Raw genomic sequence first — 26,741 nt, 5'->3', positions numbered from 1 at the left:
AGCTCCCACGAGGGCATCACCCTGGTCTACGTAGGAGCTGACGAGGAACGAAGGCTGCGATCGGGCGCGCAGCGTCCGTAAACCTGACAGCCCCGAGTGTCTGACCCACCGCAATGCCTACACGCGGCGTCGTTGTTTTAAAAATCCATCATCTTGACGCCGCTGCTTTTGCGCTCGACCGCTTTGGGCACGTAGGCACAATAACCTGGGCGCGGGCCCACGCGTGGGTGGTTGCGGCAGGTATCGGGGCGTTTGTCGTAGATGGTGCACATGCGTGATTTGCGATCCAGGTACAAGCAGTCGTTATTGCTCATACGCTGCAAAGTGAAAATCCCGGACTTCTGGTTGAAGCGCTCCACGATGCCTTCTTTTTGCAAACGCTTGGCGATGTTCTTTGGCGGGTCGCCCAGTTCGAACTCATCGACCAGGCCGATGCGGATCAGGTCTTTGACTTTGACCTCAACCGGCAAGGTGCAGCAGCTGGAAATGCAGGAGCCGCACATGGGCGCGGTGTATTTGGCCCAGGTATCGAGACGGTCGATTTCCGCGGCGGCGATCAGGTTGGACTTCATCAAGGCTTATATTCCAGCGTGCATCAGGGCGCGCGATCATACCGGGGTTGAAGAATGTGTGAACAACCATTTGACGGTTTTTTGCTCAATTGCACATGAGAAGGTTTACAAAGCTCGGCATGCCTCGTTTTGGGGCATAGCGGCTGTCTTTGCACCGTCTTCAGTTTCATAAAAAAACCTCGAATCCCGGCTTTGCCTTTCTGTCGAACCGTCTAGGCTCAATCATCTCGTTCTTCAAATCGCTCCATCTTGCTTGAGGTCGTAACGATGTCTCAGGAACCGCTTGTTCATGACGCGCAGGTAGCGGACTTTCGTGCCGCGGTACTAGCCAAACTGACCTACGCGGTGGGTAAAGACCCGGAACACGCGTTTGATCACGACTGGTTCGAAGCCATTGCTTTGGCCGCCCGCGACCATATGGTCGAGCATTGGATGGATCACACACGCCAGATCTACCGCAAAGACCAGAAGCGGGTGTACTACCTGTCGCTGGAGTTTCTGATTGGCCGCCTGTTGTACGACAGCCTGAGTAATCTGGGGCTGCTGGAGGTGGCGCGTGAGGCGCTGACTGACCTCGGGGTGGATCTGGAGCGCATTCGCCTGCTGGAACCCGATGCGGCGCTGGGCAATGGCGGGCTGGGGCGCTTGGCTGCATGTTTTATGGAAAGCATGTCGACTCTGGGGATTGCCGCACACGGCTATGGCATTCGATATGAGCACGGGCTGTTTCGTCAGAGCATTGTCGATGGCTGGCAGCAGGAGCAAACCGAGAACTGGCTGGACTTCGGTAACCCGTGGGAGTTTGAGCGCGCCGAAGTGTTGTACTCCATCGGTTTTGGCGGCTCGGTTGAGACCAAGCAAGATGAGCATGGTCAGTCACGGCAAGTGTGGTGGCCCAACGAGACTGTACGAGCCATTGCGTATGACACCCCCGTGGTGGGCTGGCGGGGTGCGAGTGTGAACACCTTGCGCTTGTGGCGGGCGAGGGCGCTGCATGATCTGAACTTGGGGCGCTTTAATGCAGGCGACCATTTAGGGGCCGTGTCCGAAGTGGTACGTGCCGAGAGTATTTCTCGCGTGTTGTACCCGGCAGACAGTAACGAGGCAGGCCAAGAGCTGCGTTTGCGACAAGAGTTCTTCTTTGTCTCGGCCTCATTGCAGGATTTGCTGCGCAGGCACTTGCTCGTACACGACACACTGCTGAATCTGGCTGAACACGTGTCGATCCAACTGAACGACACCCACCCCTCGATTGCTGTAGCTGAGCTGATGCGGATCCTGGTCGATGAGCAGGGCATTGAGTGGGCTGTCGCGTGGCAAGTCACCGTACAAACGCTGTCGTACACCAACCACACTTTGCTTCCTGAGGCGCTCGAAACCTGGCCGGTAGCGTTGATGGAGCGTTTGCTGCCGCGCCATATGCAGATCATCTATTTGATCAACGGCCATCACATTGATGCCCTGCGCGGCAAGGGTGTGCATGACTTTGATGTGCTGCGGGCGGTGTCGCTGATTGAGGAAGATAACGGTCGTCGCGTGCGTATGGGCAACTTGGCGTTTCTGGGTTCGCACAGCGTCAACGGCGTGTCTGCGCTGCACACCCAGTTGATGCGCAGCACGGTATTTGCCGAACTGCACAAGCTCTATCCAGAGCGCATCAACAACAAGACCAACGGCATCACCTTCCGCCGCTGGCTGTTTCAGGCAAACCCGCCGTTGACCGCAATGTTGGTGGGCGCGTTAGGGCCTGATGTGCTCGATCAAACTGAGCACAAATTGATCAATTTGGAGCCTTTTGCCGAACGGGCAGATTTTCGCAAACAATTCGCCGAGCAGCGCCTGCAGAGCAAATGCACCCTGGCGGCGTTGATTTATGAGCGTCTAGGTATCGTGGTCAACCCAGAGGCGATGTTCGATGTTCAGGTCAAACGCATCCATGAATACAAGCGCCAATTGCTTAACCTGCTGCACACCGTGGCGTTGTATCAGGCCATACGTGCTGAGCCGGGTAATCACTGGGTGCCGCGGGTAAAAATATTTGCAGGCAAGGCGGCGGCCAGTTACGAGCAGGCCAAGCTCATCATCAAACTGGCCAATGACATTGCACGCACGGTTAATAACGACCCCACCGTGCGTGGCTTGCTCAAAGTGGTGTTTATCCCCAACTACAACGTCAGCTTGGCTGAAAGCATCATCCCGGCGGCAGACTTGTCCGAGCAGATATCCACTGCGGGCTATGAAGCTTCGGGCACCAGCAACATGAAATTTGGCCTTAACGGCGCGTTGACCATTGGCACGATGGACGGCGCCAACGTTGAAATGTCGGAGCGGGTGGGGGCAGAACACATGTTTATTTTTGGCCTCAGCTCGCAGCAGGTTGAGGCCCGCAAACGTAATGGCGAATTTAATGCGGCAGCCGATGTAGCGGCTTCACATCGTCTTAATGACGTTTTGCAGGCGATTCGCGGCGGGGTGTTCTCCCACGACGATCCGGCGCGCTATACCGGGTTGGTGGACTCATTGATCGAGTACGACCGCTTTTTGGTGTGCGCTGACTTTGAGGCCTATTGGGACGCGCAAATGCGTGTTGAGCAGTTGTGGCACGACAAAGACGGCTGGTGGCGCTCGGCAGTGCTTAATACAGCGCGCATGGGCTGGTTCTCTTCAGACAGAACCATTCGTGAATACTCGACAGATATCTGGAAGGCGTTGTAGCAAACCACCCTTTGTAGTCGCTGCCGCAGCCTGCGACAACGACTACGGGTTTGAAGGTTTTTAATCGGCAACTGAACCCGCTCTGTCGGATCTGAGTCTGATTAGAAGATTTGCACGGCAACACGCGTTAAACTGCGCGGGTTTTTTGCCCCCTCCCCCTTGTTCGGAGCCTTACATGTCCCGCGTTACCCTGAGTCGCTATTTGATCGAGCAGACCCGCAGCAACAACACGCCTGCTGATTTGCGTTTCCTCATCGAAGTGGTGGCGCGTGCTTGCAAAGAGATCAGCCACGCCGTGTCCAAAGGCGCCTTGGGTGGTGTTCTGGGCAGCATGGGCACCGAAAACGTGCAAGGCGAAGTGCAAAAGAAACTCGACGTGATCTCTAACGACATCTTGCTCGAAGCCAACGAGTGGGGCGGTCACTTGGCCGGTATGGCGTCCGAAGAAATGGACAACGCCTACCAGATCCCGGGTAAATACCCTAAAGGCGCGTACCTGTTGGTATTCGACCCACTGGACGGTTCGTCGAACATCGACATCAACGCACCGGTCGGCACTATCTTCTCAGTGTTGCGTTGCCCCCAAGGCCACTTGGCTGAGAACGGCGACCTGGGCGAGAAAGCTTTCCTGCAACCGGGCACCACTCAAGTCGCAGCCGGTTACGCGATCTACGGCCCGCAAACCATGCTGGTGCTGACTTTGGGCGATGGCGTTAAAGGCTTCACGCTGGACCGTGAAATGGGCAGCTTCGTACTGACCCACGAAAACATCACCATTCCTGAGACCACCCAGGAATTCGCCATCAACATGTCCAATCAGCGTCACTGGGAAGCGCCGGTACAGCGCTATGTTGACGAACTGCTGGCTGGCGAAGAAGGCCCGTTGAAGAAGAACTTCAATATGCGCTGGATTGCCGCGATGGTTGCCGACGTGCATCGCATCCTGACCCGTGGTGGTTTGTTCATGTACCCACGTGACAGCCGCGAGCCGTCCAAGCCGGGCAAACTGCGCTTGATGTACGAAGCCAACCCGATGTCGTTCTTGGTGGAGCAGGCTGGCGGCGCATCCACTGACGGCCACCAGCGCATCCTCGACATCCAGCCTGAAGGCCTGCACCAGCGTGTAGCGGTTTTCTTGGGTTCGAAAGAAGAAGTGGCGCGCATTACCTCGTACCACAACGAGTAAACATCAAAAACGGTAGTCGCTGCCGCAGGCTGGGGTAAGGGCCACAGGCCCTTTGCTTATTAAAGCGCGGGCCCAAGGCCCGATCGCAGCCTGCGACAGCGACGACTGGTTCAGCGTCATTGCCCACCTCCCCGCCAAACAAATCTCCCCAGCCCTTGGGAACCACCCCGCGCTTTTCTCTTCTAAGCTCACATCAGGCAGCGATGCCGACTTTCCCATTCAGGAGCTTTTCCATGAAGTTGCGTTCTTTGGCGTTGTTGTCGTTCTGTGTATTGCTGGCGGCTTGCAGCAAGGTCAATCAAGAAAACTACTCAAAACTGTCGGCGGGCATGCCCAAGGCCGAGGTTGAAAAGCTGCTGGGCAGTCCAACTGATTGTTCGGGTGCGTTGGGCATGTCGAGCTGCACCTGGGGCGATAAAAACAGCTTTATCAGCGTGCAATATGCAGGCGATAAAGTGTTGATGTTCTCGGGCCAGGGCTTGAAGTAAGGCGAATCAGGAGTGCATGCAATGAAGCGTCTTTTAGTTGGCTTGGGGGCAGCTCTGGTGCTGGCTGGCTGTTCCAGTTCGGGCAGCGATGCGCTAGCGCCCAAAACCGTCGAGAACGTTGATCTAAAACGTTATCAAGGCACTTGGTACGAGCAGGCTCGATTACCGATGTTTTGGCAGCGCGATTGTGTGCAGTCCGAAGCTCAGTACACTCTTAAGCCCGATGGCAATGTTGCTGTCCTGAACCGTTGCCGTGATGCAGAAGGTGAGTGGCAAGAAGCTAAAGGCACCGCCAGCCCGCAAGTGCCGGGTAAAACCGACAAATTGTGGGTTGAGTTCGATAACTGGGTGTCGACCTTGTTGCCGGGCGTGACCAAAGGTCATTACTGGGTGTTGTACCTTGGCGATGACTACAGCACAGCGTTGGTGGGTAACCCCGACCGCCGCTATCTGTGGTTGTTGTCCCGTAAGCCGCAGATTGATCAGCAAACCCGTGACGAGTTGCTCAGCAAGGCTCAACAGCAGGGCTATGACACCACACGCTTGATTTGGCGAACGCCAGATGCGGACATGCCCAAAGGCACGAAATAAACCGTCCACGCCCCTCAGCGAGTGCTGAGGGGCGCAGGCTGCGCACTTAAGCGCGCAGCAGGGTTTTCCAGGCGCGGTTCTGGTACACCGCAATGGCTTGTTGCTTACGAGCGTTAAGCAATTGGTCGTTGTGTTCGGCATCGTCAGTGATTGGCAGGTTAGCCAAGTCCTGCAGCTTGTTCATCTCGCCATACAAACGATCAACTTCCGGGATTTCCAGCACGTTGCGAGCCAGGCGCAACCAGGCCTGAATGCGCTCAATGCGCGGCAGTTGCTCGGCCAAATCTTCAGGTTGCTGCTGGTAGCGATTCAAGCGCAGGGCAATCGCTTCGTCAGACAGCAAACGCGGTAGCCAACTGGCCAATTGAGCCGCGCCCTGGCGATTGCCACGAGTAGTGCCACGATCGACAGTCCAGCTGCGGGCCATCAACCAGCGCGAGGTGTTCAGCGAGAACTGGCCCCAACGTGGGTCTTCCAACTCTTCAAGGAATTGCTCAGGGGCGGCTTTGCGCACGTCTTCGTCGTCCTGACCGGCTTGCACCATCGGGCGCCAGTCTTCAAGCAAGGCGTCGAGGGCTACTCGCAAGTCGTGAGTCGACGGGCGAGGTGCGGCTTGGCCCAGGCTGCTGACCAAGGCACGCAGGTCAATCAGTTGCTGCACCCAGTCTTGCAGCAAGCGCCAGTGACCATTGAAGCGATACTGCTCGGCCAAACGCTGGCTGTTACCCAGCAAGTGCCAAGCCAGTGCAGTAAAAGCATCGTCCAGAGGGGTTTCGGGTGTCAGCACGGGAGCGGGCAGGTTGACCGCGTAGCTGTTGGCATCAAATAGGCGATAGCCGCGCTCAGCCTTGCTGATATCACACGGCATCAGGGCCAGTTTTTCAGCCAGCTCTGCGGCCAGTTCCAGCAGTGCGGACGGCTCGCCTTCGCGCAGCTCCAGCTCCAGCTCGCAGATTTCTTCTTTCTGCTTGCCAGCAATGACGTGGCCCAAGTCCAGAGCCGCTTCGATCACGACTTTGGTTTTGCCCCGGCCCCACGAGATTTCAGCGCGTTCGCGGACAAAATCGGTAGTGAAGATTGGCTTGAGAGCTTTTTTGTCCAGCTCGGCCAACTCTTCAGGCCAGCATTCGCCGCTCAGGAGTTTGGTGTCCAGCTTGGCTTTAGGCAGCTTCCAGTCGTATTCATTACGTTCCGAAAGCCCAGCAATGCTTTGGCCGCGAGTTTTGAGGGTTTGAATCACCTCTTCGCCGTCGCGACGCAAACGCAGGGCCACTTTGGCTTTGGCCAGATCGCGCTCAGGCGTGTCGAAATACTGGTTCAACAACTCACGGCTTTCCCAGCCACTTTTGTTGCGCTTTTTCAGCAGCGGGTGCTCGCGCAAGGCGGCGAGGGTTTCGCGGCTGACGCGCAGTTTAATTTCGGTTTCTTTTTGCATGGCCGGAAAATCCAGGAACGGTTGCGCAGCCGGGAAAAAGTGTGGCTGCCAAGGCCGTGCAGTGTACAGGACTCGCCGCCCCGGCGCGTCGCACGGGTTTATTCTGCCACTCAGATGGCTCTATGATGGGCCTCGCCCAGCTAACAGGAAGTCAGCGCATGCCTTTACCTTCCATGAAAGAGCAATTCGCTGCGCTGATCGGCATGCCGTCGGTCAGTTGCACCCAGCCGCAGTTGGACCAATCCAATCGCGGGGTTATTGATCTACTGGCCGGCTGGCTCAGTGAACTGGGTTTTAGCTGCGACATTCAGCAGGTCAGCCCCGGTAAGTTCAATTTGCTCGCCAGCATGGGCAGCGGCCCCGGCGGCTTGGTGCTTGCAGGTCACAGCGACACCGTGCCTTACGACGAAGCGTTGTGGCAGACCGATCCGCTCAAACTCACCGAAGTGGATAACCGTTGGGTTGGCCTGGGCAGCTGCGACATGAAAGGCTTTTTCGCGTTGGTCATTGAAGCGGTGCGCCCGCTGCTCGATCAACCGTTCAAGCAGCCCTTGTTGATTCTGGCGACCTGCGACGAAGAGACCTCGATGGCCGGTGCCCGAGCTTTGGCCGAGGCTGGGCGGCCGTTGGGGCGTGCTGCCGTGATTGGTGAGCCCACAGGGCTTAAGCCGATTCGCATGCACAAAGGCGTGATGATGGAGCGTATCGATATTCTGGGGCGCAGCGGTCATTCATCCGACCCAAGCCTTGGCCACAGCGCCCTCGATGCGATGCACGATGCAATCAGTGAGTTAAAAAGTCTGCGCCAACAATGGCTACAGGAGTACCGCAACCCGCAATTCAGCGTGCCGCAGCCGACCCTGAATTTTGGTTGTATTCATGGCGGTGACAACCCGAATCGGATTTGCGGCCAGTGTTCGCTCGAATTCGATCTGCGACCTTTGCCGGGGATGGACCCGAACGCACTGCGTGCAATCATTCGCAGTAAGCTCGCGCCCTTGGCGGAGCAGCATCAAGTGAAAATTGACTTCGCCCCGATCGCGCCCGGCGTGCCACCGTTTGAACAGGCGGCTGATGCTGAACTGGTGCGAGTGGCTGAGCGTCTCACCGGGCATCGGGCTGAAGCAGTGGCGTTTGGCACTGAAGCACCTTATCTTCAGCGCCTTGGCTGCGAAACCCTGGTGCTAGGCCCTGGCGACATTGCTTGCGCGCATCAGCCGGGGGAATACCTCGAAATGTCACGTTTGCAGCCGACAGTGCGTCTACTAAGCCAACTGATCGAACACTATTGCCTGCGTCCGGCCCAGTAAATTACGTCCGGCCAGCCCCGTACACACAAGGAGAGCACGCGTGCCGCCACTTATGTTTCGACGATAACCACCAGCCCGTTGTGCGTTTTTTGTTTTTGCCCTTTTTAGGCGGCTCACTTTTTACAGGCTTTGGTTATGCACGATTACGTTAACTGGTTGCGTCACGCGTCCCCTTACATCAATGCCCATCGCGATTGCACGTTCGTGGTTATGCTCCCCGGCGACGGTGTAGAACATCCCAATTTTGGCAATATCGTTCACGACTTGGTGCTGCTGCACAGCTTGGGAGTGCGGTTGGTGCTGGTTCATGGTTCACGCCCGCAAATCGAAAGTCGGCTTGAAGCGCGTGGCTTGACCCCGCATTACCACCAAGGCATGCGCATTACCGACGCGCCGACGCTGGAGTGTGTGATCGACGCCGTGGGCCAATTGCGTATTGCGATTGAGGCACGGCTGTCGATGGACATGGCGTCTTCGCCCATGCAGGGCTCGCGCCTGCGGGTGGCGAGCGGCAACCTGGTAACAGCGCGGCCAATTGGCGTGCTCGATGGCGTGGACTATCACCACACTGGCGAAGTCCGTCGGGTTGATCGCAAGGGCATCAATCGCCTGCTGGACGAGCGCTCAATCGTGCTGTTGTCACCGTTGGGCTATTCGCCGACCGGGGAAATTTTCAACCTGGCTTGCGAAGACGTCGCAACCCGCGCCGCCATAGATCTGGAAGCCGACAAGTTGCTGCTGTTTGGGGCTGAATCGGGCTTGCTCGACGAGAATGGCACCTTGGTACGTGAGCTGCGGCCACAACAAGTGCCTGCGCACATGAAACGCTTGGGCAGCGATTATCAGGCGGAGTTACTAGAAGCGGCAGCCGACGCCTGTCGTGGCGGCGTGGCGCGTAGCCATATCGTCAGCTATGCCGAAGATGGCGCACTGCTCACCGAGCTGTTCACTCGCCACGGTGGCGGGACATTGGTGGCGCAAGAGCAATTCGAACTGATCCGCGAAGCGGCGATTGAAGACGTGGGTGGTTTGCTTGACCTGATAAGCCCGCTGGAAGAGCAAGGCGTGCTGGTGCGCCGCTCGCGCGAGGTGCTGGAGCGTGAGATTGAGCAATTCAGCGTGGTCGAGCGCGAAGGCATGATTATCGCGTGTGCGGCGCTGTATCAGATTGCTGATTCGGATGCAGGAGAGCTGGCGTGTTTAGCGGTCAACCCGGAGTACCGTCATGGTCGCCGTGGAGACGAACTGCTGGAGCGCATCGAAAAGCGGGCGCGGGCTCAAGGGCTTAAAACCTTGTTCGTGCTAACTACCCGTACCGCGCATTGGTTTCGCGAGCGCGGGTTCGAGCCCAGCAGCGTTGAACGCCTGCCCGCAGCGCGTGCGTCGCTGTACAACTATCAACGCAATTCTAAGATCTTCGAAAAGACCCTGTAAAAGCGTTTGCCGCTTGCGGAACTGCCGAAGGCTGCGATCTTTTGATGGGTAAACGATCGCAGCCTGCGGAGGGTCAGTTACTAATGGCCAAAATGCTCGCTTGATACGAGGCCACAAACAGGTCGAAATCGCCTTCTTCTGTTTGCTCAGTCTCGGCTTGTTCAAGCAGTGATTTACGGGCTTTTTCTTCGAACAGGGCTTGGTCTTCTGGACTTAAAGGCTGGCTACGGAAGAACTCGGCATGGGCCAAACTTTGGCGCATCGAGAACTGGGCGAAGCTTTCTTTGTGCTCAGTCATGCTGGCCAACACCTTGGCTGACGGTGTCAGGGACACGTCTTTGATTTTTGCCAATTGTTCGTCCAGCGCTTTGCTGTGAGCATCGCCGCCGTGGCTTTGGTCAAGCAATGCCGCCAGCGGTGCGATTTGCTCCAGCAGCTCAGCAGCCCACTCCTTCATCTCAACGGGCTGACCGTTGCGCTGCAATTGCAGCCCCGGACGGCGACCTTCTTTGACCACATTCAGGAAGTTCGACGAGCAGTTGCCGCATTCGCTGGCATCAAACTGAGGGCTCTCTTGCATCGCGCAATACAGCAGGAAGGCGTCAAGGAAGCGGGCCTGCGGCAGGTCGATGCCCACTGGCAAAAACGGGTTGATGTCCAGCAAGCGTACTTCAACGTACTGCACGCCCCGCGATACCAGCGCCTGAATCGGCCGCTCGCCGGTATAGGTCACGCGTTTGGGGCGGATGTTGGAGTAGTACTCGTTTTCGATTTGCAGAATGTTGGTGTTCAACTGCACCCATTCGCCATCCTGATGCGTGCCGATTTCAACATAGGGCGCGTAAGGCGTGGCGACGGCTTTGCGCAAGCTGTCGGTGTAGCTGTTGAGATCGTTGTAGCAAGGGGTCAAGCCCGCTTGGGCGTTGCTCTGGTAACCCAGATCGCTCATGCGCAGGCTGGTGGCGTATGGCAAGTAGAGCGTATCGGCGTCCAACTGCTCCAGTTGATGAGAACGCCCGCGCAAGAAACCGGCATCCAGTGCAGGCGATGCGCCAAACAGGTACATCAGTAACCAGCTGTAACGGCGAAAGTTACGAATCAATGCGATGTAGGCGCTCGATTGGTAGTCGCGGTCGCTGCCCACAAAACCTTCAGCCTGCTTGAGCACCGGCCACAGCGCTTCAGGCAGGGAAAAGTTGTAGTGAATCCCGGCGATGCACTGCATGGTCTTGCCATAACGCAGGGCCAGACCTTTGCGGTACACGTATTTAAGTTGTCCGATATTGGAGGTGCCGTAGTAGGCAATCGGAATATCCGCTTCGGCCGGTAATGGGCACGGCATCGAAGGGCTCCACAGGAACTCGTTGCCGAGCTTGCTGTAGGCAAAGCGATGAATCTTGTCGAGGCTGGCCAGCGTTTCTGCCGGGTTGGGCAGGGCCGGGGTGATGAACTCCAGCAGCGACTCGGAATAGTCGGTGGTGATTTGATCGTTGGTCAGGGCTGAGCCCAGTTCTTCGGGGTGCGGCGTCTGCGCCAAACGAGCATCGCCCGTGACGCGCAGGCACTCGCGCTCGATACCATGCAGGCACTGCTCAAGCAGAGTGAGGTTAGTGCGCTCGCTGAGCAGAGCCAGGCGGCGGTTGAGAATTTGGCTCAAGTTGGATTCCTTCACGCGTCAGTCGCCCCAATATGGGGGTGGTCAGGACGGTCTACAAGGGTGAAGTTGAAACCGGCGTTGTCGCCTGGCTTTAAATAAGTCGTGCTCAGCCCCGTCCTTGTTTTGGCACTCGGCGCTCCAAGCGCATTTCGGCACCGCGTAATGCAGTGCCGAAATTAACTCAAATCACCGGTTGGCCGCTACAGGACAGCGAACGTGCCTTGTGCTTTTGCAATCAACTTGTCGCCTTGCATGACGTCAGCTTCGACGACCAGCGTGCGGCGTCCGGCGTGAATGACTTTGGCGATGCACAGCACTTCGCCTTCAGACACCGCCCGGATGTAGTTGATCTTGCACTCAATGGTCGCGCTCTGCTGGTCGAAACCGTGGACGCTGGAACACGCCAGTCCCATGCTGATATCGACCAGACTGAACAACGCCCCACCGTGCAACTTGCCGCCTCGGTTACGCAGCTGCGGCTCAAGGTTCAGGGCGACTTGCGCCACCCCTTCGTCGAGTTGCACCACGCGACAGCCAAGCAATTGGCTGAACGCGCTTTGGGTCAGGCTGGCCGCAATTTCCATCAGCGTTTCTTCAACTGCTTGGCGTTGGCGAACAGCGATGCCATTGCGTTATTGGCCGGGGCTGCAGCTACGGTTTCTTTGCGCGGAGCACTGTTTTGCTGGCGTGGTGCAGAGCCCGGACGGGCGCCGCGAGCGCCGTCGACTTTCTCGCCGGGGGTATCGCTCATGCGCATCGACAAGCCGACGCGTTTACGCGGGATGTCGATTTCCATCACTTTGACCTTGACCACATCACCGGCTTTGACCGCTTCACGCGGGTCTTTGATGAACTTTTCGGACAGTGCCGAGATGTGCACCAGACCGTCCTGATGCACGCCGATATCGACGAAAGCACCGAAGTTGGTCACGTTGGTAACGACGCCTTCCAGAATCATCCCCAATTCCAGGTCTTTGAGGTCTTCGACCCCTTCCTGAAACTCAGCAGTCTTGAATTCAGGGCGCGGGTCGCGGCCCGGTTTTTCAAGCTCTTGCAGAATGTCGGTTACGGTCGGCAAGCCGAATGTTTCGTCGGTGAACTTCTTGGGATCAAGACGCTTGAGGAAGCTGGCGTCGCCGATCAGCGAGCGAATGTCGCGGTCGGTGTCCGAAGCAATGCGCTTGACCAGCGGGTAGGCCTCGGGGTGAACCGCAGAGCCGTCCAGCGGGTTGTCGCCGTTCATTACGCGCAAGAAACCAGCCGCTTGTTCGAAGGTTTTTTCGCCCAAACGGCTGACTTTTTTCAAGGCTGCACGGGTTTTGAAGGCGCCGTTCTCATCGCGATGGTTAACGATGTTCTGGGCCAGTGTGGCGTTGAGGCCCGAAATACGAGCCAGCAGCGCCACCGAAGCCGTGTTCACGTCCACGCCCACGGCGTTTACGCAGTCTTCAACCACGGCGTCCAGACCGCGTGCCAGTTTGAGCTGGGACACGTCGTGCTGGTACTGGCCCACACCAATGGATTTAGGATCGATTTTCACCAATTCAGCCAGCGGGTCTTGCAGGCGACGGGCAATCGACACTGCACCACGGATGGACACATCCAGATCCGGGAATTCCTTGGCCGCCAGTTCCGAAGCCGAGTACACCGATGCGCCAGCCTCAGACACCATCACCTTGGTGACTTTCAGTGCTGGGTATTTTTTGATCAGATCAATCACCAGCTTGTCGCTTTCGCGGCTGGCCGTACCGTTGCCGATAGCGATCAACTCAACGGAGTGTTTGGCGCACAGGGCGGCCATTACCGAAATGGTCTGATCCCACTTGTTGTGCGGCACGTGAGGGTAAACGGTGGCGTATTCCAACAACTTGCCTGTGGCGTCGACCACTGCGATTTTGCAGCCAGTACGCAGGCCCGGGTCTAGCCCCAGCGTGGCGCGCGGGCCAGCTGGCGCTGCCAACAACAAGTCGTGCAGGTTGTGGGCGAACACGTTGATCGCCTCGGTTTCGGCGCCGTCGCGCAGCTCACCCAGCAGATCGGTTTCAAGGTGGGTATACAGCTTGACCTTCCACGTCCAGCGCACCACTTCGCCCAGCCACTTATCAGCAGGACGATTCTGATTTTGCAGGCCGAAACGTTCGGCAATCATCATCTCGCCGGGGTGCATGCTGCCGGGCAGTTCTTCACCGACTTTAAGCGAAGAGCTCAAAATGCCTTCGTTACGACCCCGAAAAATCGCCAGTGCGCGGTGCGACGGCATGCTTTTTAGGGGCTCGTCGTGTTCGAAGTAGTCGCGGAATTTGGCGCCTTCCTCTTCTTTACCTGCAATGACGCGGGCGCTGAGGATGGCTTCTTGCTTGAGGAAGCTGCGCAGTTTATCCAGCAGGCTGGCGTCTTCAGCGAAGCGCTCCATGAGGATGTATTTGGCGCCATCGAGTGCTGCCTTGACGTCGGCCACGCCTTTTTCGGCGTCGATGAAGCGGGCGGCTTCGGTTTCAGGGTTGCGCGTCGGGTCGTTGAACAAACCATCCGCCAGTTCGCCCAGGCCAGCTTCCAGAGCGATTTGGCCCTTGGTGCGGCGCTTCTGCTTGTAGGGCAAGTACAAGTCTTCGAGGCGGGTTTTGGTTTCAGCCAATTTGATGTCGCGTGCCAGTTCTGGCGTCAATTTGCCTTGTTCTTCGATGCTGGCGAGGATGCTGATGCGCCGTTCGTCGAGTTCACGCAGGTAGCGCAGGCGTTCTTCCAGATGACGCAGTTGAGTGTCATCCAGGCTGCCAGTCACTTCCTTACGGTAGCGAGAGATGAAGGGTACGGTGGAGCCTTCATCCAGAAGTGCGACGGCCGCTTCGACCTGCTGCGGGCGCACGCCGAGTTCTTCGGCGATGCGGCTGTTGATGCTGTCCATAAAACCACCTGACAAATTGTGATGCAGGCTCGCAGGCCCGAAAATCAAAGCCTGCGAGGCTGGTTGAGCGGTCGGAGTTCACCGCTACCTGGGCCAAAAGGGCAGCCTGTTGACCCGTGAAATCAGCAAAAAGCGGCAGCCATTGAAAAAAATAATGCGGCCGCAATTATTGAAAATCTGACGTTGCCTGACACAAAAGGCGGCGCATTATAACCAGCGATACCGCATTCAGGGGATCGCGCGCTGTGTCCGCTATGATCTGTGTGCTAGCAGCGAAGGAAAAATCTGCTAACAATGCACACGATGCGTATAACAGCAGCTAAGCCATAATGCGCGCCGAGATCACAGGAGCATCCAATGAGCAGCACTGCACAAACGGCTGAAGGCGAAAAAATTCTCATCGTTGATGACGATCCGGGGCTGAGCAGCCTGCTGGAACGTTTCTTCGTCAGCAAAGGTTACCGCGCACGCGCAGTGCCAAACGTTGAACAAATGGATCGTTTGCTGGCCCGTGAGGTGTTTAACCTTGTGGTGCTGGACTTGATGCTGCCCGGCGAAGACGGACTGTCTGCATGCCGCCGCTTGCGTGCTGCCGGCAATCGCATCCCGATCATCATGCTGACTGCCAAGGGCGATGAGCTGAGTCGTATTAAGGGTCTGGAACTGGGCGCTGACGACTATCTGGCAAAACCATTCAACCCTGATGAGTTGATGGCGCGCGTTAAAGCAGTCTTGCGTCGTCAAGCTGCCCCTGTGCCTGGCGCACCGGGTAGCGAAGACGAAAGCGTTACGTTTGGTGATTACGAGTTGTCACTGGCAACGCGTGAGCTTAAGCGTGGCGATGAAGTGCACATGCTCACCACGGGTGAGTTTGCAGTGCTCAAGGCTTTGGTTATGCACGCGCGTGAGCCCTTGACCCGCGACAAATTGATGAACCTGGCCCGTGGTCGTGAGTGGGATGCGTTGGAGCGTTCTATCGACGTTCAAATCTCCCGTCTGCGTCGCATGATTGAGCCAGACCCTTCCAAACCGCGTTATATCCAGACTGTTTGGGGCGTGGGCTATGTGTTCGTGCCGGATGGCAACGCGACTAAGTAAAGGATCATTTGTAGGAGCGAGCCGCTCAGGTGCTTTCGGGTGCCTGAGCGGCTCGCTGGTTTAAATTGTGCGAGCCTTTGAACTCGCTCCTGCAAAGTGTAAAAGCGGTTGTCTATGAAAACCCCTCTGTGGTTCCCCCAAAGTTTTTTCTCTCGCACCCTCTGGCTGGTGCTGATTGTCGTGCTGTTTTCCAAGGCGCTGACGCTGGTTTACCTGTTGATGAACGAAGACGTTTTAGTCGATCGTCAATACAGCCACGGTGTGGCGTTGACCCTGCGCGCTTATTGGGCCGCCGATGAGGAGGATCGCAACAAAATTGCCGATGCGGCCGGGCTGATTCGTGTAGTTGGTGGCGGCGTTCCTGAAGGCGAGCAGCACTGGCCTTACAGCGAAATTTACCAACGCCAAATGCAGGCAGAGCTGGGCGCCGACACTGAAGTACGCCTGCGCGTGCATGCGCCACCGGCCTTGTGGGTGCGCGCGCCGAGTTTGGGTGATGGTTGGCTGAAAGTGCCGCTGTACCCGCATCCACTTCGCGGCCAAAAAATCTGGAGCGTGCTGGGTTGGTTCCTGGCCATCGGTTTGTTATCAACCGCCTCGGCGTGGATTTTCGTCAGCCAGCTCAACCAACCGCTCAAGCGTTTGGTTTACGCGGCTCGCCAGCTTGGGCAGGGTCGCAGCGTGCGCTTGCCCATCAGCGATACGCCCAGCGAAATGACCGAGGTGTACAGCGCCTTCAATCAAATGGCTGAAGACGTTGAGCAAGCAGGTCGCGAGCGTGAGTTGATGCTTGCCGGTGTGTCCCATGACTTGCGCACACCCCTGACACGCTTGCGTCTGTCGCTTGAGTTGATGGGCAACCACAGCGACCTGACTGACGACATGATTCGTGACATTGAAGACATGGACGCGATTCTTGACCAGTTTTTGGCGTTTATCCGGGATGGCCGTGATGAACTGGTTGAAGAGGTTGATCTGTGTGAGTTGATTCGCGAAGTCGTGACGCCGTACAACCAAAACGAAGAAAAGGTGCGCTTGCGCCTGCAACCGATTCAGCCGTTTCCGTTGCGTCGTGTGTCAATGAAGCGCTTGCTCAACAACCTGATTGGCAATGCCTTGCACCATGCTGGTGATGGTGTAGAAGTTGCGGCTTATGTGTCTGGAGACACCAGCGCCCCGTATGTGGTGTTGAGTGTGATGGACCGAGGCGCGGGCATTGATCCTGCCGAGCTGGAAGGTATTTTTAACCCGTTCATTCGTGGTGACCGTGCGCGTGGCGGCAAAGGCACAGGGCTTGGCTTGGCAATCGTCAAACGTATTGCGGCTCTGCACGGCGGGAATGTCGAATTGCGTAACCGTGCCGGTGGTGGCCTTGAGGCTCGGGTACGTCTGCCGCTAGGGCTGATGCTGCCCCGCGGCGCGGTGTAGTCAGAGTTCCCCGTAGCAGCTGCCGCTAGGCAGCGTTCGGCGGCGAAGCAGCCGTAAAGTCCGGTAGTGCGTTGTTTCAGATACAACGCGCGCTCAGGCTTTACGGCTGCTGCGCAATCGTCCGCCGCCTTCGGTAGCGGCTATCGAAGCATTCAGCCCTTGCCCTTGGTACGTGTCATATGAGGGCTGCTGTTTTTTTCCAGATGCTCAATGATGATGCTGGCCACGTCTTTGCCGGTGGTGGTTTCGATCCCTTCAAGCCCCGGTGATGAGTTAACCTCCAGCACCAGCGGGCCGTGGTTGGAGCGCAGAATATCTACGCCCGCCACACTCAACCCCATGACCTTGGCGGCACGAATGGCAGTCATGCGCTCTTCTGGGGTGATTTTGATCAGGCTGGCGCTACCGCCGCGGTGCAGGTTGGAGCGAAACTCCCCCGGCTTGGCCTGACGCTTCATGGCTGCAATCACTTTGTCCCCCACCACGAAGCAGCGAATATCTGCGCCGCCGGCTTCCTTGATGTACTCCTGCACCATGATGTTTTGTTTGAGGCCCATAAACGCCTCGATCACCGACTCGGCCGCAGTGGCGGTTTCGCACAGCACAACCCCGATGCCTTGGGTGCCTTCTAGCACTTTGATGACCAGCGGCGCGCCGTTGACCATCTCAATCAGGTCAGGGATATCATCTGGCGAGTGGGCAAAACCGGTGACTGGCAACCCCAGCCCGCGTCGCGACAACAGTTGCAATGAGCGTAATTTATCGCGTGAGCGCGCAATCGCTACCGACTCGTTAAGCGGGAAAACCCCCATCATTTCGAACTGGCGCAACACCGCGCAGCCATAAAACGTGACCGAAGCGCCGATCCGCGGGATTACCGCATCAAAGCCCTCAAGCGGCTTGCCGCGGTAGTGGATCTGCGGCTTATGACTGGCAATGTTCATATAAGCCCGCAGGGTATCGATCACTACCATTTCATGGCCTCGTTCAGTCCCGGCTTCAACCAGACGACGAGTGGAATACAGACGCGGGTTACGCGACAGCACAGCGATCTTCATGCAACACCTGTGGCAGAGGTAGTAGTGACCGGAAACACCGGTTTGTCTTGTACATATTTGAGGCCCGGATTGACCACCAATTGGCCGTCAATCAGGGCTTTGGAGCCCAGTAGCAGCCGATAGCGCATCGACTTGCGGCAAGCGAGCGTGAACTCGACTGGCCAGACCCGATCCCCCAGCGCGAGGCTGGTGCGGATCACATAGCGCACTTGGGTATGGCCGTTGGAGCTTTTGATGGTCTTCATGGCCACCAAAGGCGCTTCGCAGTGGCGATGGCGCAGTTGTACCAGTGTGCCCAAATGGGCATTGAAGCGTACCCACTCGACACCGTCGCGCACAAACGGCTCGATTTCGGTGGCGTGCAGGCTAGAGGTACTGGCCCCGGTGTCGATTTTCGCTCGCAGGCCCGCGATTCCCAAATCGGGAAGCGCCACCCACTCGCGCAGACCGACAACGGTCAAATGATCAAAAGTCTTCAATATAAGTAACCAGCGATTAACGTATGCAGGCCGCAGGTGGAACCCTGCGGGTAAAACAACCGACGAGATCGGTTTGAAAGCCTGGAAGCGGTATTCACGCAGAATATTCGGCAAATGGCGACAGTTATCTACGTGTAGGCTGTGTTGTGTTTGAAGCAGCACTCGCTTAACAGATAAGCATTCTATCGAGCAGGTGCCTGCCAAGGTTCAGTAATAGCTGTAGCGCATTTCTGACGACTTAAGCGGAGAGGGGCCAACATGGCGCAAAAGCAGGAAGAGGACGACAAGGTTCGTCTCGATAAATGGTTGTGGGCCGCGCGTTTTTATAAAACCCGAGCCTTGGCCAAAACGGCTATCGAGAGCGGCAAGGTTCATTGTCGGGGCGAGCGCTGCAAACCGAGTAAAGAGCCGAGATTGGGCGACGAGTTACAAATTCGCGTAGGGCTTGATGAGCGCACGGTGGAAGTCAAAGCGCTTTCAGTGGTGCGCCGTGGTGCGCCGCAAGCGCAGTTGTTATACGCCGAAACCGAAGACAGCATTGCCAAGCGCGAGAAGGCAGCTGCCCTGCGCAAATCAGGGGCAATGGGGATCACCACGCAGGGCAAGCCGACCAAAAAACAACGGCGCCAGTTGCATCAGTTTCATGATGCAAGCAGTGCAGAGTGATGGTTTAGACCTGTAGCCGCCAGCGCAGGCTACAGGCCCAAATGCCTCAGCCGCGCACGATGCTCATGCGCGAAATCAGGGGCAGGCGTTGCAATAGTGAAAACAGAGGAGCGCTTAAGCGCATCAGGCCGGCCGAGGTCTTGGCGGCGAACGGCGTGTAATAACCCCAGCCCAACGCCAACAGGGCCAGCAGCAAGCCACCGATGTAGTCGTCCTGCCCCCAATGAGCGCCTGCGACCAGCCGCGGCATCATGAACAGCAGAGTTAGCCCCGCGATCACCAGCTTTTGGCCAAGGGTTCGGCTGAACATGCCCATGAACAGGCCCCAGATCAACAGCACTGACGCGTGATCACCGGGGAAGCTCTGGCCGGAGCGGTCTTTGAGCTCCCAGGTTTTTTCCAGCCCGGGAAAGTAATCGCTCATGCGGATGGCATCGTCAAAAACCATCGAAGGGCTGCTGTGTTGCCATCCCATGTAGGCGGTGAGCTTTGAAAACAGGGCGCGAATCACGACCAGCAACAACAACATCGCAAGAAAACCAAAAAAGGCGCGACGCACCTGAGCAGCTTCAAATACCCAGTTACCCTTGATCAGCAGTGACAGCATAATAATGCCGACCACAGCATCGAACGGTCGCAGACTTGCAACTGCCCAAATATGGAGCCATATAGGGTTATCAGCGAGCGGACGATTGAGCAGATGAAACAACCAGTCGTCGAAAGTCAGGCACAGAATTTGGCCGAACGGCCATAACCAGAAACACAAGAGCCCTAGAGCGAGTAAATTACAAAGCGCAAGTGCTCCGAAATTCCACCTTGTTTGGAACAGAGTGGGATTGTTCATGAAATGCCCCCTTGGCTGGGTTTTTGCACCTTCATGGTGCTAAAAACGCGCCTTTATAAAGACTTGAACACATTTTGTCACCAATTCAGAACCCTATACCTATGTCCGATTTACCTAAAACCGACTTCACCCAACGCTTTATTTTTGACAACAGTGACACCCGTGGCGAACTGGCTTCGTTGGATCACAGTTACGCCGAAGTGCTGGCCAAGCACGCTTATCCCGAGCCAGTTCAGCAACTGCTGGGCGAGCTGATGGCGGCTGCGGCGTTGTTGGTGGGCAGTCTGAAGTTTGATGGCTTGATGAGCTTGCAGGCTCGCTCCGAAGGCCCGGTGCCCTTGCTGATGATCGAATGCACCAGCGAGCGCGAAATTCGTGGTCTGGCTCGTTTTGATGCCGATCAGATCACGCCCGATGCCACCCTGGCAGACCTGATGCCCAATGGCGTATTGGCGCTGACCATTGATCCCACTGCTGGCAAACGCTATCAGGGCATCGTGGATCTGGACGGCGCTGACTTGTCTGCATGCTTCACCAACTACTTCGTGATGTCGCACCAAGTGCCGACCCGTTTCTGGCTTGCAGCTGACGGCAAACGTGCCCGTGGCATGCTGTTGCAGCAACTGCCGGCCGAAGTGATTAAGGACGAAGACGAGCGAGCCGAAAGCTGGAAGCGCCTGAATATGCTGGGCGATACGCTCAAAATTGAAGAGCTGTTGGGGCTGGACAACGAAACTATTCTGGTTCGGCTGTTTCACGAAGAAGAGCTGCGGGTATTTGTCGACGAACGCATTGAATTCAAATGCAGCTGCTCGCGTGAGCGCTCTGGCAATGCCCTGACCAGTTTGGGTCACGACGATGCACTTAATCTGGTGACCGAGCATGGCGGCCACATTGAAATCGACTGCCAGTTTTGCAACGAGCGTTATCTATTTGATGCGGCCGATGTTGATCAATTGTTCTCCGGCGCCGGGGTTCAGTCGCCTTCTGACACTCATCACTAAAACGTTTCAGCGCAGGTAAAACACCTGTCAAAGCCCGCTATAACGCGGTTCTGACAGGTGGACCCTACTTTTTTTGGGCGTTTCTGGCATAATCCGGCCCACTTTTTTCGCGGTAGTAGTGCAAATATTTCTACTACAAAACGTTTGGCGCACTCGGCCAATGGCCGACGGGGAACCTCATGACGCAAGCTAATAACGCCGTGTACACCGATCTGAGCATCGACGATCTGGTCAAAGAAGCCCTGAGCCGTGGTGAAGGCGAGCTTGCCGACAATGGCGCACTGGTTGTTAAAACGGGCCACCGTACAGGTCGTTCGCCAGCTGACCGCTTCATTGTTGAAGAGCCGACAACTCAAGCCGCAATTGCCTGGGGCCCGATCAACCGCAAATTCCCGGCTGACAAGTTCGATGCCCTTTGGGATCGCGTTGCTGCTTATTTGGGTGAACGTGAGCGTTTCGTTTCCCACGTCCATGTAGGCTCTGACCCTGCGCACTACCTGCCTGTCAAAATGACCACCGAAACCGCGTGGCATAACCTGTTTGGCCGTTGCCTGTTCATCAACCCTGAACAGTACAACCCAGCTGGCAAAGACGAGTGGCAAGTGATCAACGCGCCGAACTTCGTGTGTGAGCCAGAGCGTGATGGCACCAACTCCGACGGCTGCGTGATCATCAACTTTGCTGCTAAAAAAGTCCTGATCGCGGGCATGCGTTACGCCGGCGAAATGAAAAAAGCCCTGTTCTCGGTACAGAACTTCCTGCTGCCAGCGGTTGACGTTCTGCCGATGCACTGTGCAGCCAACATGGGCGAAGAGGGCGATGTGACCCTGTTCTTCGGCCTGTCCGGCACGGGTAAAACCACACTGTCGGCTGACGAAAGCCGCTACCTGATCGGTGACGACGAACACGGCTGGGGTGTGGGTGTTGTGTTCAACATCGAAGGCGGTTGCTATGCCAAGTGCATCGACCTGTCCGAGAAGAACGAGCCAGTTATCTGGAAAGCCATCCAACATGGCGCCGTGCTGGAAAACGTCGTACTCGACCCTGTTACCAAAAAACCAGACTACGCCGATGACAGCCTGACGCAGAACAGCCGCGCAGCTTACCCGCGTGAGCTGATCGAAAAACGCGCTCCGCTGAACCTTGGCGGCGAGCCTAACGCTGTCATCTTCCTGACCTGCGACCTGACTGGCGTACTGCCACCGGTTTCGATCCTCAGCGAAGAGCAAGCGGCCTATCACTTCCTGTCTGGCTACACCGCTCTGGTGGGTTCGACTGAAATGGGTTCGGGCAGCGGCATCAAGTCGACCTTCTCTACTTGCTTCGGCGCGCCATTCTTCCCACGCCCGGCTGGCGAATACGCAGAGCTGCTGATCAAGCGTATCCGCGGTTTCGGCTCCAAGGTTTACCTGGTTAACACTGGCTGGACTGGCGGTGGCTACGGTGTTGGCAAGCGTTTCAACATCCCGACTACTCGTGCCGTGATTGCAGCGATCCAGAGCGGTGCTCTGATCGGCGCAGAAACTGAGCACTTGGACATCATCAACCTGGATGTGCCTAAAGCCGTTCCGGGCGTTGACACTGGCCTGCTTAACCCGCGTAACACATGGGAAGACAAAGCAGCCTACGACGAAGCGGCCAAAGCATTGGCTGGTCTGTTCGTAGAGAACTTCAAGAAGTTCGACGTCAGCGACGCAATCAAGGCAGCTGGCCCTAAGGCGTAAGCATTCGGTCAGTGTTTTGATTCACAAAAAAGCCGCCTGAAAGGGCGGCTTTTTTGTGTTCGTTAAGTGGGCGATGACGCGGTGATTTTTAAAACGCGCAGCCTACGAAGCTGCGGACGCTAAATTTCCAGCGTTTGTGTGTCCCAATGTCCGGCCTTGATCGCTGCATAGAGCATGCCGATGGTCAGCGGCACTTTGTTGCCTCGACCTTTGGCCTCGCGTTTGAAATGCGGGTCGTTACCCGCAGGTTGGAAATAGCGATACGCATCGTAATCGGCCAGCTCCAGCCCAAAGCGCTCTTCCAGCGTTTCCATCAAGTGTTGGGCGTCGCTGCCGTTGCAACCCAGGTCGATATTGATAGAGGTCTTCAGGCTCACAGTTTTGTGTTCGGGCAGGCCGATTTCTTCATGCAGCAACTGCATCAGCTCGCGCAAGGTGTGGGTGTCCGGGAGATCAGAGGCGAGTTTCATGAGGGTATGTCCGTGTAGTTTTCCAGCTGGGCAGTGTGGGCATCTAAACATTTTTTCAGCGCGAAGCTGTACTTGTAGCTCCGAGCTTGCGACTGCGACCACGGAGCCGAACCTTTAAGTCAGAGCCTGTATCATCCCCCCTGAATCAATCCCGACCTTTTCTCGACTCGCTGCCAATTTAGCGTCAGTTTTTGCGCTGTTCAGCGGTCAATGGAGTGACAGTGATGCACAACACCCTGGAACAGGTTTTCGGTTATCCACAGTTTCGTGCTGGCCAGGAGGCCGCCATCAGTGCCGTTCTGGCAGGGCGCTCGGCGGCTGCGATCTTTCCCACGGGGTCGGGCAAATCCTTGTGCTACCAACTGCCCGCTTTGTTGTTGCCTCATTTAACGTTGGTGGTGTCGCCCTTGTTGGCCTTGATGCAAGACCAATTGGCGTTTTTGCAGCGTCATGGGATTGCGGCAGCCAGCATCGATTCGGCGCAGAGTCGTGATGAAGCAAATTCAGTCATGGCCCGTGCTAAAGCCGGTGAGCTGAAAATCTTGATGATTTCGGTTGAGCGTCTCAAAAATGAACGCTTTCGTAACTTTTTGCAGCAAGTGCCTATTTCATTGTTGGTGGTGGATGAAGCGCACTGCATCTCTGAGTGGGGTCATAACTTCCGCCCAGACTATTTGAAACTGCCGGATTACCAACGCCAGTTCAACATCCCACAAGCTTTGCTCCTCACAGCGACAGCGACGCCTAACGTGATCGCTGACATGCAGACCAAATTCGCCATTGCCGAATCAGACGTTGTCACCACCGGCTTCTATCGGGCCAACCTCAACCTGTGGGTAGAGCCGGTCACCGGCGCGGCTAAACGTCAGCGATTGGTGCAATGGATGGGCGAACGTATCGGGCAGCCGAGCATTGTGTATGTCACGTTGCAAAAGACCGCTGAGCAGATCGCGCAGCACCTCAATCAGCATGGCATTAGCGCGAGCGCTTACCACGCAGGGCTGCCCCACGATCAACGCGAAGGCATTCAGCGTCAGTTCATGGGCGGGCAATTGAATTGCATCGTGGCCACCATCGCCTTTGGGATGGGGATCGACAAGAGCGACATCCGCAATGTGGTGCATTTTGACTTGCCCAAGTCGATTGAGAATTACAGTCAGGAGATCGGCCGCGCAGGGCGCGATGGTCAACCATCGGACTGCTTGGTGTTGGCCAATCGGGACAGTCTCAACGTGCTGGAAAACTTCGTTTATGGTGACACGCCGGAGTTACAAGGCATTCGCTGTGTGCTCGATGAGTTGCGGGCCGCTGCGCCTGAAGGGCAGTGGGAGTTTTTGTTGGGGCCATTGGCTGATCAGAGCAATATTCGTCAGCTCCCGCTTAAAACATTGCTGGTGCAGTTAGAGCTGCGAGGCCTGATTGCGCCGCGTTACGCCTACTTCGCCGAGTACCGTTTTAAGTACGTGCTTGAGCCAGAACAGTTATTGGCCAAGTTTGAAGGTGAGCGACAACAGTTTGTGTCAGCCATTATTCAGACCTCAAACCGTGCCAGAACCTGGGCCACGGTGAATTTCGACACGCTTTATGAGCAGCATCAGGCTGATCGCAATCGTGTGGTTAAAGCGCTGGATTACTTTCAAGAAAAGGGCTGGATCGAGCTCGAAAGCAAGCAAATGACGGATGTTTATAGTGTGCTGGTCACAGATTTCGATCCTGAGGCGCTGAGCTTGGAGTTGCATCACTATTTCAGCGCCCATGAGCAGGGTGAAATTGTGCGTATCCACGCGATGCTGGCGTTGTTCGCCAGTGAGACCTGCCTGAGTTATCGCTTGGCTCACTACTTTGGCGATGAGCAAGCCCCGCAACAATGTGGGCATTGTTCGGTGTGTGCCGGACAGGTTGCTCGCTTGCCTGATCCGCCTGCCTTGTCGCCGCTTGTGGATAAAAATGCTGACGCGCTGTGCGCCAGTTTTATCCACAAGCATCAGGAGTACACGGGAAGTTATCCCCCGGCAGAACGGCTGACCCGGTTTTTATGCGGCATCAGCGTGCCGGTCTTCACCAAAATGAAGGCGCGTGCTATTCCGGGGTTTGCAGCATTGGAACATTACCCCTACGCCGATGTGCGTGAATGGTCAGCGCAATACCTCAATACCCTGTAAGCGCTGCCGAAGGCTGCGATCTTTTGTTTTAAGCCGTAAGGGTTCGCAGCCCTCGCTAGCCCCACAAGGGGCGTCTGTTTATCCCAATAGCTCTTTGAGTACGCGGGTAAAGTCGCGGCAGCTGTCGGCTTCATCAGCATGATGGCCGTCACGCACCACCCACTGGCCGTTGACCATCACGTCGCGCACTTGGCGATCGCCTCCTGCAAACAACCAGCGGTTGAGAATGGCATCGTCCTGAGCCGTGGCCAGATACGGGTCGTTACCGTCAAGCACCAGCCAGTCTGCCCGTTGGCCTGCCGCCAAGCCTGCAATCGGTTGCCCCAGCGCCTGTGCGCCACCCACTAAAGCCGCGTCGTAGAGCGTTCGACCAATCATTGGCTGATCGTTGCGATACAACCGATTGCGCCGTTGATCACGCAAGCGCTGGCCGTATTCAAGCCAGCGCAATTCTTCGACCACGCTCAAAGACACATGGCTGTCCGAGCCGATGCCCAAGCGTCCACCTTGAGCGAGGTACTCCACTGCCGGGAAGATCCCGTCGCCCAAGTTGGCCTCGGTGGTCAGGCACAGTCCAGCGACTGCTTGGCTTTGAGCCATGCGTCGGATTTCTTCGGCGTTAACGTGCGTCGCATGCACCAAACACCAGCGCTGATCGACGTCAACGTTGTCATACAGCCACTGAACCGGGCGTTTACCACTCCAGCTCAAGCAGTCATTCACTTCCTTTTGCTGTTCTGCAATGTGAATGTGGATGGGGCAAGCAGCGTCGCTGGCGCTCAATACGTCGTTGATTTGTTCGGGGGTAACGGCGCGCAAAGAGTGGAAACACAGACCCAATTGTTGCGCTGGTTGTTGCGCCAGCAGCGGCTGCAACTGCTGCTGCAGTGTCAGGTATTGTTCGGTGCTGTTGATAAACCGCCGCTGACCATCATTCGGTGCCTGGCCGCCAAAGCCTGAGTGGCTGTAAAGCACTGGCAGCAGTGTCAGACCAATGCCAGTTGAGCGTGCGGCCTCACTGATGCGCAGCGCGAGCTCGGCCGGGTTTGCATAGGGCAAGCCCGTGCTGTCGTGGTGCACGTAATGGAATTCGGCAACAGAGGTGTAACCGGCTTTGAGCATTTCGATGTATAGCTGGCGGGCGATGATGCCAAGCTGTTCGGGGCTGATTTTGCCAACCAGGCGATACATCAAATCGCGCCAAGTCCAAAAACTGTCATTAGGGTTGCCTGCTACTTCAGCCAAGCCGGCCATAGCCCGTTGAAACGCATGGGAGTGCAGATTGGGCATGCCCGGCAACAATGGGCCTTTTATAGACTCGGCGCCGTGTGCCTGCGCATCGACTTGAATCTGGGTAATGCAGCCATCAACACCGACCTCGATTCGGACATTGTTCGCCCAGCCTGTCGGTAACAGCGCGCGCTCAGCAAAGAAGACGGACATCAGTTCGGCACCCCATCGTTTGTTATTTGTATATACATATACAGACGTTTGCCTGCTCGGTAAACTCCGGCA

22 protein-coding genes are annotated in these 26,741 nt (G+C 56.6%); 12 read left to right on the top strand and 10 right to left on the bottom strand.

Annotation, left to right across the window (positions count from 1 at the left end; all coding sequences use genetic code 11):
- Window positions 1-137: 137 nt before the first annotated feature.
- Window positions 138-575 carry a YkgJ family cysteine cluster protein gene (locus ACZRJQ_RS11635; protein WP_463978496.1) on the bottom strand — a complete coding sequence of 146 codons (438 nt, stop codon included), beginning with the start codon at window positions 573-575 and terminating at the stop codon, window positions 138-140.
- Window positions 576-839: 264 nt separating this feature from the next.
- Here ACZRJQ_RS11635 and ACZRJQ_RS11630 point away from each other — a divergent pair, with 264 nt between their 5' ends.
- The 4 genes from ACZRJQ_RS11630 to ACZRJQ_RS11615 all read left to right on the top strand — a co-directional run bounded on the left by ACZRJQ_RS11630 (window position 840) and on the right by ACZRJQ_RS11615 (window position 5,552).
- Window positions 840-3,287, top strand: coding sequence for a glycogen/starch/alpha-glucan phosphorylase (locus tag ACZRJQ_RS11630; RefSeq protein ID WP_463978495.1), 2,448 nt, complete (start codon window positions 840-842; stop codon window positions 3,285-3,287).
- Between the two features lie 175 nt (window positions 3,288-3,462).
- Window positions 3,463-4,473: a class 1 fructose-bisphosphatase gene (locus ACZRJQ_RS11625; RefSeq protein ID WP_463978494.1), complete on the top strand. Its 1,011-nt coding sequence runs from the start codon at window positions 3,463-3,465 to the stop codon at window positions 4,471-4,473.
- 233 nt (window positions 4,474-4,706) lie between these two features.
- Window positions 4,707-4,961: a lipoprotein gene (locus tag ACZRJQ_RS11620; RefSeq protein WP_047272919.1), complete on the top strand. Its 255-nt coding sequence runs from the start codon at window positions 4,707-4,709 to the stop codon at window positions 4,959-4,961.
- Between the two features lie 21 nt (window positions 4,962-4,982).
- Window positions 4,983-5,552 (top strand): lipocalin family protein, encoded by a 570-nt coding sequence (locus ACZRJQ_RS11615; RefSeq protein WP_463978493.1) that lies wholly within the window; start codon window positions 4,983-4,985, stop codon window positions 5,550-5,552.
- 46 nt (window positions 5,553-5,598) lie between these two features.
- Here the strand turns inward: ACZRJQ_RS11615 and ACZRJQ_RS11610 are convergent, their stop codons facing one another.
- On the bottom strand, window positions 5,599-6,987 hold the full coding sequence (locus ACZRJQ_RS11610) for a CYTH domain-containing protein (protein WP_463978492.1): 1,389 nt from the start codon (window positions 6,985-6,987) through the stop codon (window positions 5,599-5,601).
- Window positions 6,988-7,145: 158 nt separating this feature from the next.
- On the opposite strand from ACZRJQ_RS11610, the gene argE reads away from it, so the two are divergent.
- On the top strand, window positions 7,146-8,297 hold the full coding sequence (gene argE, locus ACZRJQ_RS11605) for an acetylornithine deacetylase (RefSeq protein ID WP_463978491.1): 1,152 nt from the start codon (window positions 7,146-7,148) through the stop codon (window positions 8,295-8,297).
- Between the two features lie 135 nt (window positions 8,298-8,432).
- Window positions 8,433-9,731, top strand: a complete 1,299-nt coding sequence (gene argA, locus ACZRJQ_RS11600; RefSeq protein ID WP_463978490.1) for an amino-acid N-acetyltransferase — start codon at window positions 8,433-8,435, stop codon at window positions 9,729-9,731.
- A 73-nt stretch (window positions 9,732-9,804) separates the two neighbouring features.
- Here argA and gshA read toward each other — a convergent pair whose 3' ends face one another.
- From gshA to ACZRJQ_RS11585, 3 genes are all read right to left on the bottom strand, one after another.
- On the bottom strand, window positions 9,805-11,388 hold the full coding sequence (gshA, locus tag ACZRJQ_RS11595; RefSeq protein WP_463978489.1) for a glutamate--cysteine ligase: 1,584 nt from the start codon (window positions 11,386-11,388) through the stop codon (window positions 9,805-9,807).
- A 200-nt stretch (window positions 11,389-11,588) separates the two neighbouring features.
- The gene (locus tag ACZRJQ_RS11590; protein ID WP_463978488.1) at window positions 11,589-11,972 is read right to left on the bottom strand and encodes a PaaI family thioesterase; all 384 of its coding nucleotides are present in this window, start codon (window positions 11,970-11,972) and stop codon (window positions 11,589-11,591) included.
- The gene (locus ACZRJQ_RS11585; protein WP_463978487.1) at window positions 11,972-14,293 is read right to left on the bottom strand and encodes a Tex family protein; all 2,322 of its coding nucleotides are present in this window, start codon (window positions 14,291-14,293) and stop codon (window positions 11,972-11,974) included. Before ACZRJQ_RS11585 ends, ACZRJQ_RS11590 begins: the two co-directional genes overlap by 1 nt.
- A 357-nt stretch (window positions 14,294-14,650) precedes the next feature.
- Here ACZRJQ_RS11585 and ompR point away from each other — a divergent pair, with 357 nt between their 5' ends.
- Both ompR and ACZRJQ_RS11575 read left to right on the top strand, forming a co-directional pair.
- The gene (gene ompR, locus ACZRJQ_RS11580; protein WP_463978486.1) at window positions 14,651-15,391 is read left to right on the top strand and encodes an osmolarity response regulator transcription factor OmpR; all 741 of its coding nucleotides are present in this window, start codon (window positions 14,651-14,653) and stop codon (window positions 15,389-15,391) included.
- Between the two features lie 114 nt (window positions 15,392-15,505).
- Window positions 15,506-16,819: an ATP-binding protein gene (locus tag ACZRJQ_RS11575; protein ID WP_463978485.1), complete on the top strand. Its 1,314-nt coding sequence runs from the start codon at window positions 15,506-15,508 to the stop codon at window positions 16,817-16,819.
- A 152-nt stretch (window positions 16,820-16,971) separates the two neighbouring features.
- Here the strand turns inward: ACZRJQ_RS11575 and rimK are convergent, their stop codons facing one another.
- Window positions 16,972-17,877 (bottom strand): 30S ribosomal protein S6--L-glutamate ligase, encoded by a 906-nt coding sequence (gene rimK / locus ACZRJQ_RS11570; protein ID WP_463978484.1) that lies wholly within the window; start codon window positions 17,875-17,877, stop codon window positions 16,972-16,974.
- A complete protein-coding gene (gene rimB, locus ACZRJQ_RS11565; protein ID WP_463978483.1) occupies window positions 17,874-18,356 on the bottom strand; it encodes a retropepsin-like aspartic endopeptidase RimB in 483 nt (160 codons plus the stop codon). Before rimB ends, rimK begins: the two co-directional genes overlap by 4 nt.
- Window positions 18,357-18,614: 258 nt before the next feature.
- On the opposite strand from rimB, the gene ACZRJQ_RS11560 reads away from it, so the two are divergent.
- Complete coding sequence (locus ACZRJQ_RS11560; RefSeq protein ID WP_463978482.1) at window positions 18,615-19,022, top strand: RNA-binding S4 domain-containing protein; 408 nt, start codon at window positions 18,615-18,617, stop codon at window positions 19,020-19,022.
- Window positions 19,023-19,068: 46 nt separating this feature from the next.
- Here ACZRJQ_RS11560 and ACZRJQ_RS11555 read toward each other — a convergent pair whose 3' ends face one another.
- Window positions 19,069-19,866 carry a phosphatase PAP2 family protein gene (locus tag ACZRJQ_RS11555; protein ID WP_463978481.1) on the bottom strand — a complete coding sequence of 266 codons (798 nt, stop codon included), beginning with the start codon at window positions 19,864-19,866 and terminating at the stop codon, window positions 19,069-19,071.
- 101 nt (window positions 19,867-19,967) lie between these two features.
- Between ACZRJQ_RS11555 and hslO the strand changes: the two genes are divergently transcribed.
- Both hslO and ACZRJQ_RS11545 read left to right on the top strand, forming a co-directional pair.
- A complete protein-coding gene (gene hslO, locus ACZRJQ_RS11550; protein ID WP_463978480.1) occupies window positions 19,968-20,870 on the top strand; it encodes an Hsp33 family molecular chaperone HslO in 903 nt (300 codons plus the stop codon).
- Window positions 20,871-21,049: 179 nt separating this feature from the next.
- Window positions 21,050-22,594 carry a phosphoenolpyruvate carboxykinase gene (locus ACZRJQ_RS11545; RefSeq protein WP_463978479.1) on the top strand — a complete coding sequence of 515 codons (1,545 nt, stop codon included), beginning with the start codon at window positions 21,050-21,052 and terminating at the stop codon, window positions 22,592-22,594.
- A gap of 119 nt (window positions 22,595-22,713) precedes the next feature.
- Here the strand turns inward: ACZRJQ_RS11545 and ACZRJQ_RS11540 are convergent, their stop codons facing one another.
- Window positions 22,714-23,064: a DUF1493 family protein gene (locus ACZRJQ_RS11540; RefSeq protein ID WP_463978478.1), complete on the bottom strand. Its 351-nt coding sequence runs from the start codon at window positions 23,062-23,064 to the stop codon at window positions 22,714-22,716.
- A gap of 224 nt (window positions 23,065-23,288) precedes the next feature.
- Between ACZRJQ_RS11540 and ACZRJQ_RS11535 the strand changes: the two genes are divergently transcribed.
- Window positions 23,289-25,226 (top strand): RecQ family ATP-dependent DNA helicase, encoded by a 1,938-nt coding sequence (locus ACZRJQ_RS11535; RefSeq protein ID WP_463978477.1) that lies wholly within the window; start codon window positions 23,289-23,291, stop codon window positions 25,224-25,226.
- Window positions 25,227-25,304: 78 nt separating this feature from the next.
- Here ACZRJQ_RS11535 and ACZRJQ_RS11530 read toward each other — a convergent pair whose 3' ends face one another.
- Window positions 25,305-26,669, bottom strand: a complete 1,365-nt coding sequence (locus ACZRJQ_RS11530) for a formimidoylglutamate deiminase (protein WP_463978476.1) — start codon at window positions 26,667-26,669, stop codon at window positions 25,305-25,307.
- Between the last annotated feature and the right edge of the window lie 72 nt (window positions 26,670-26,741).

Source organism: Pseudomonas sp. E315, from assembly GCF_055406205.1.
Note: the sequence above shows the minus strand (reverse complement) of the source record. Positions and strands in the feature narration are given on the sequence as shown.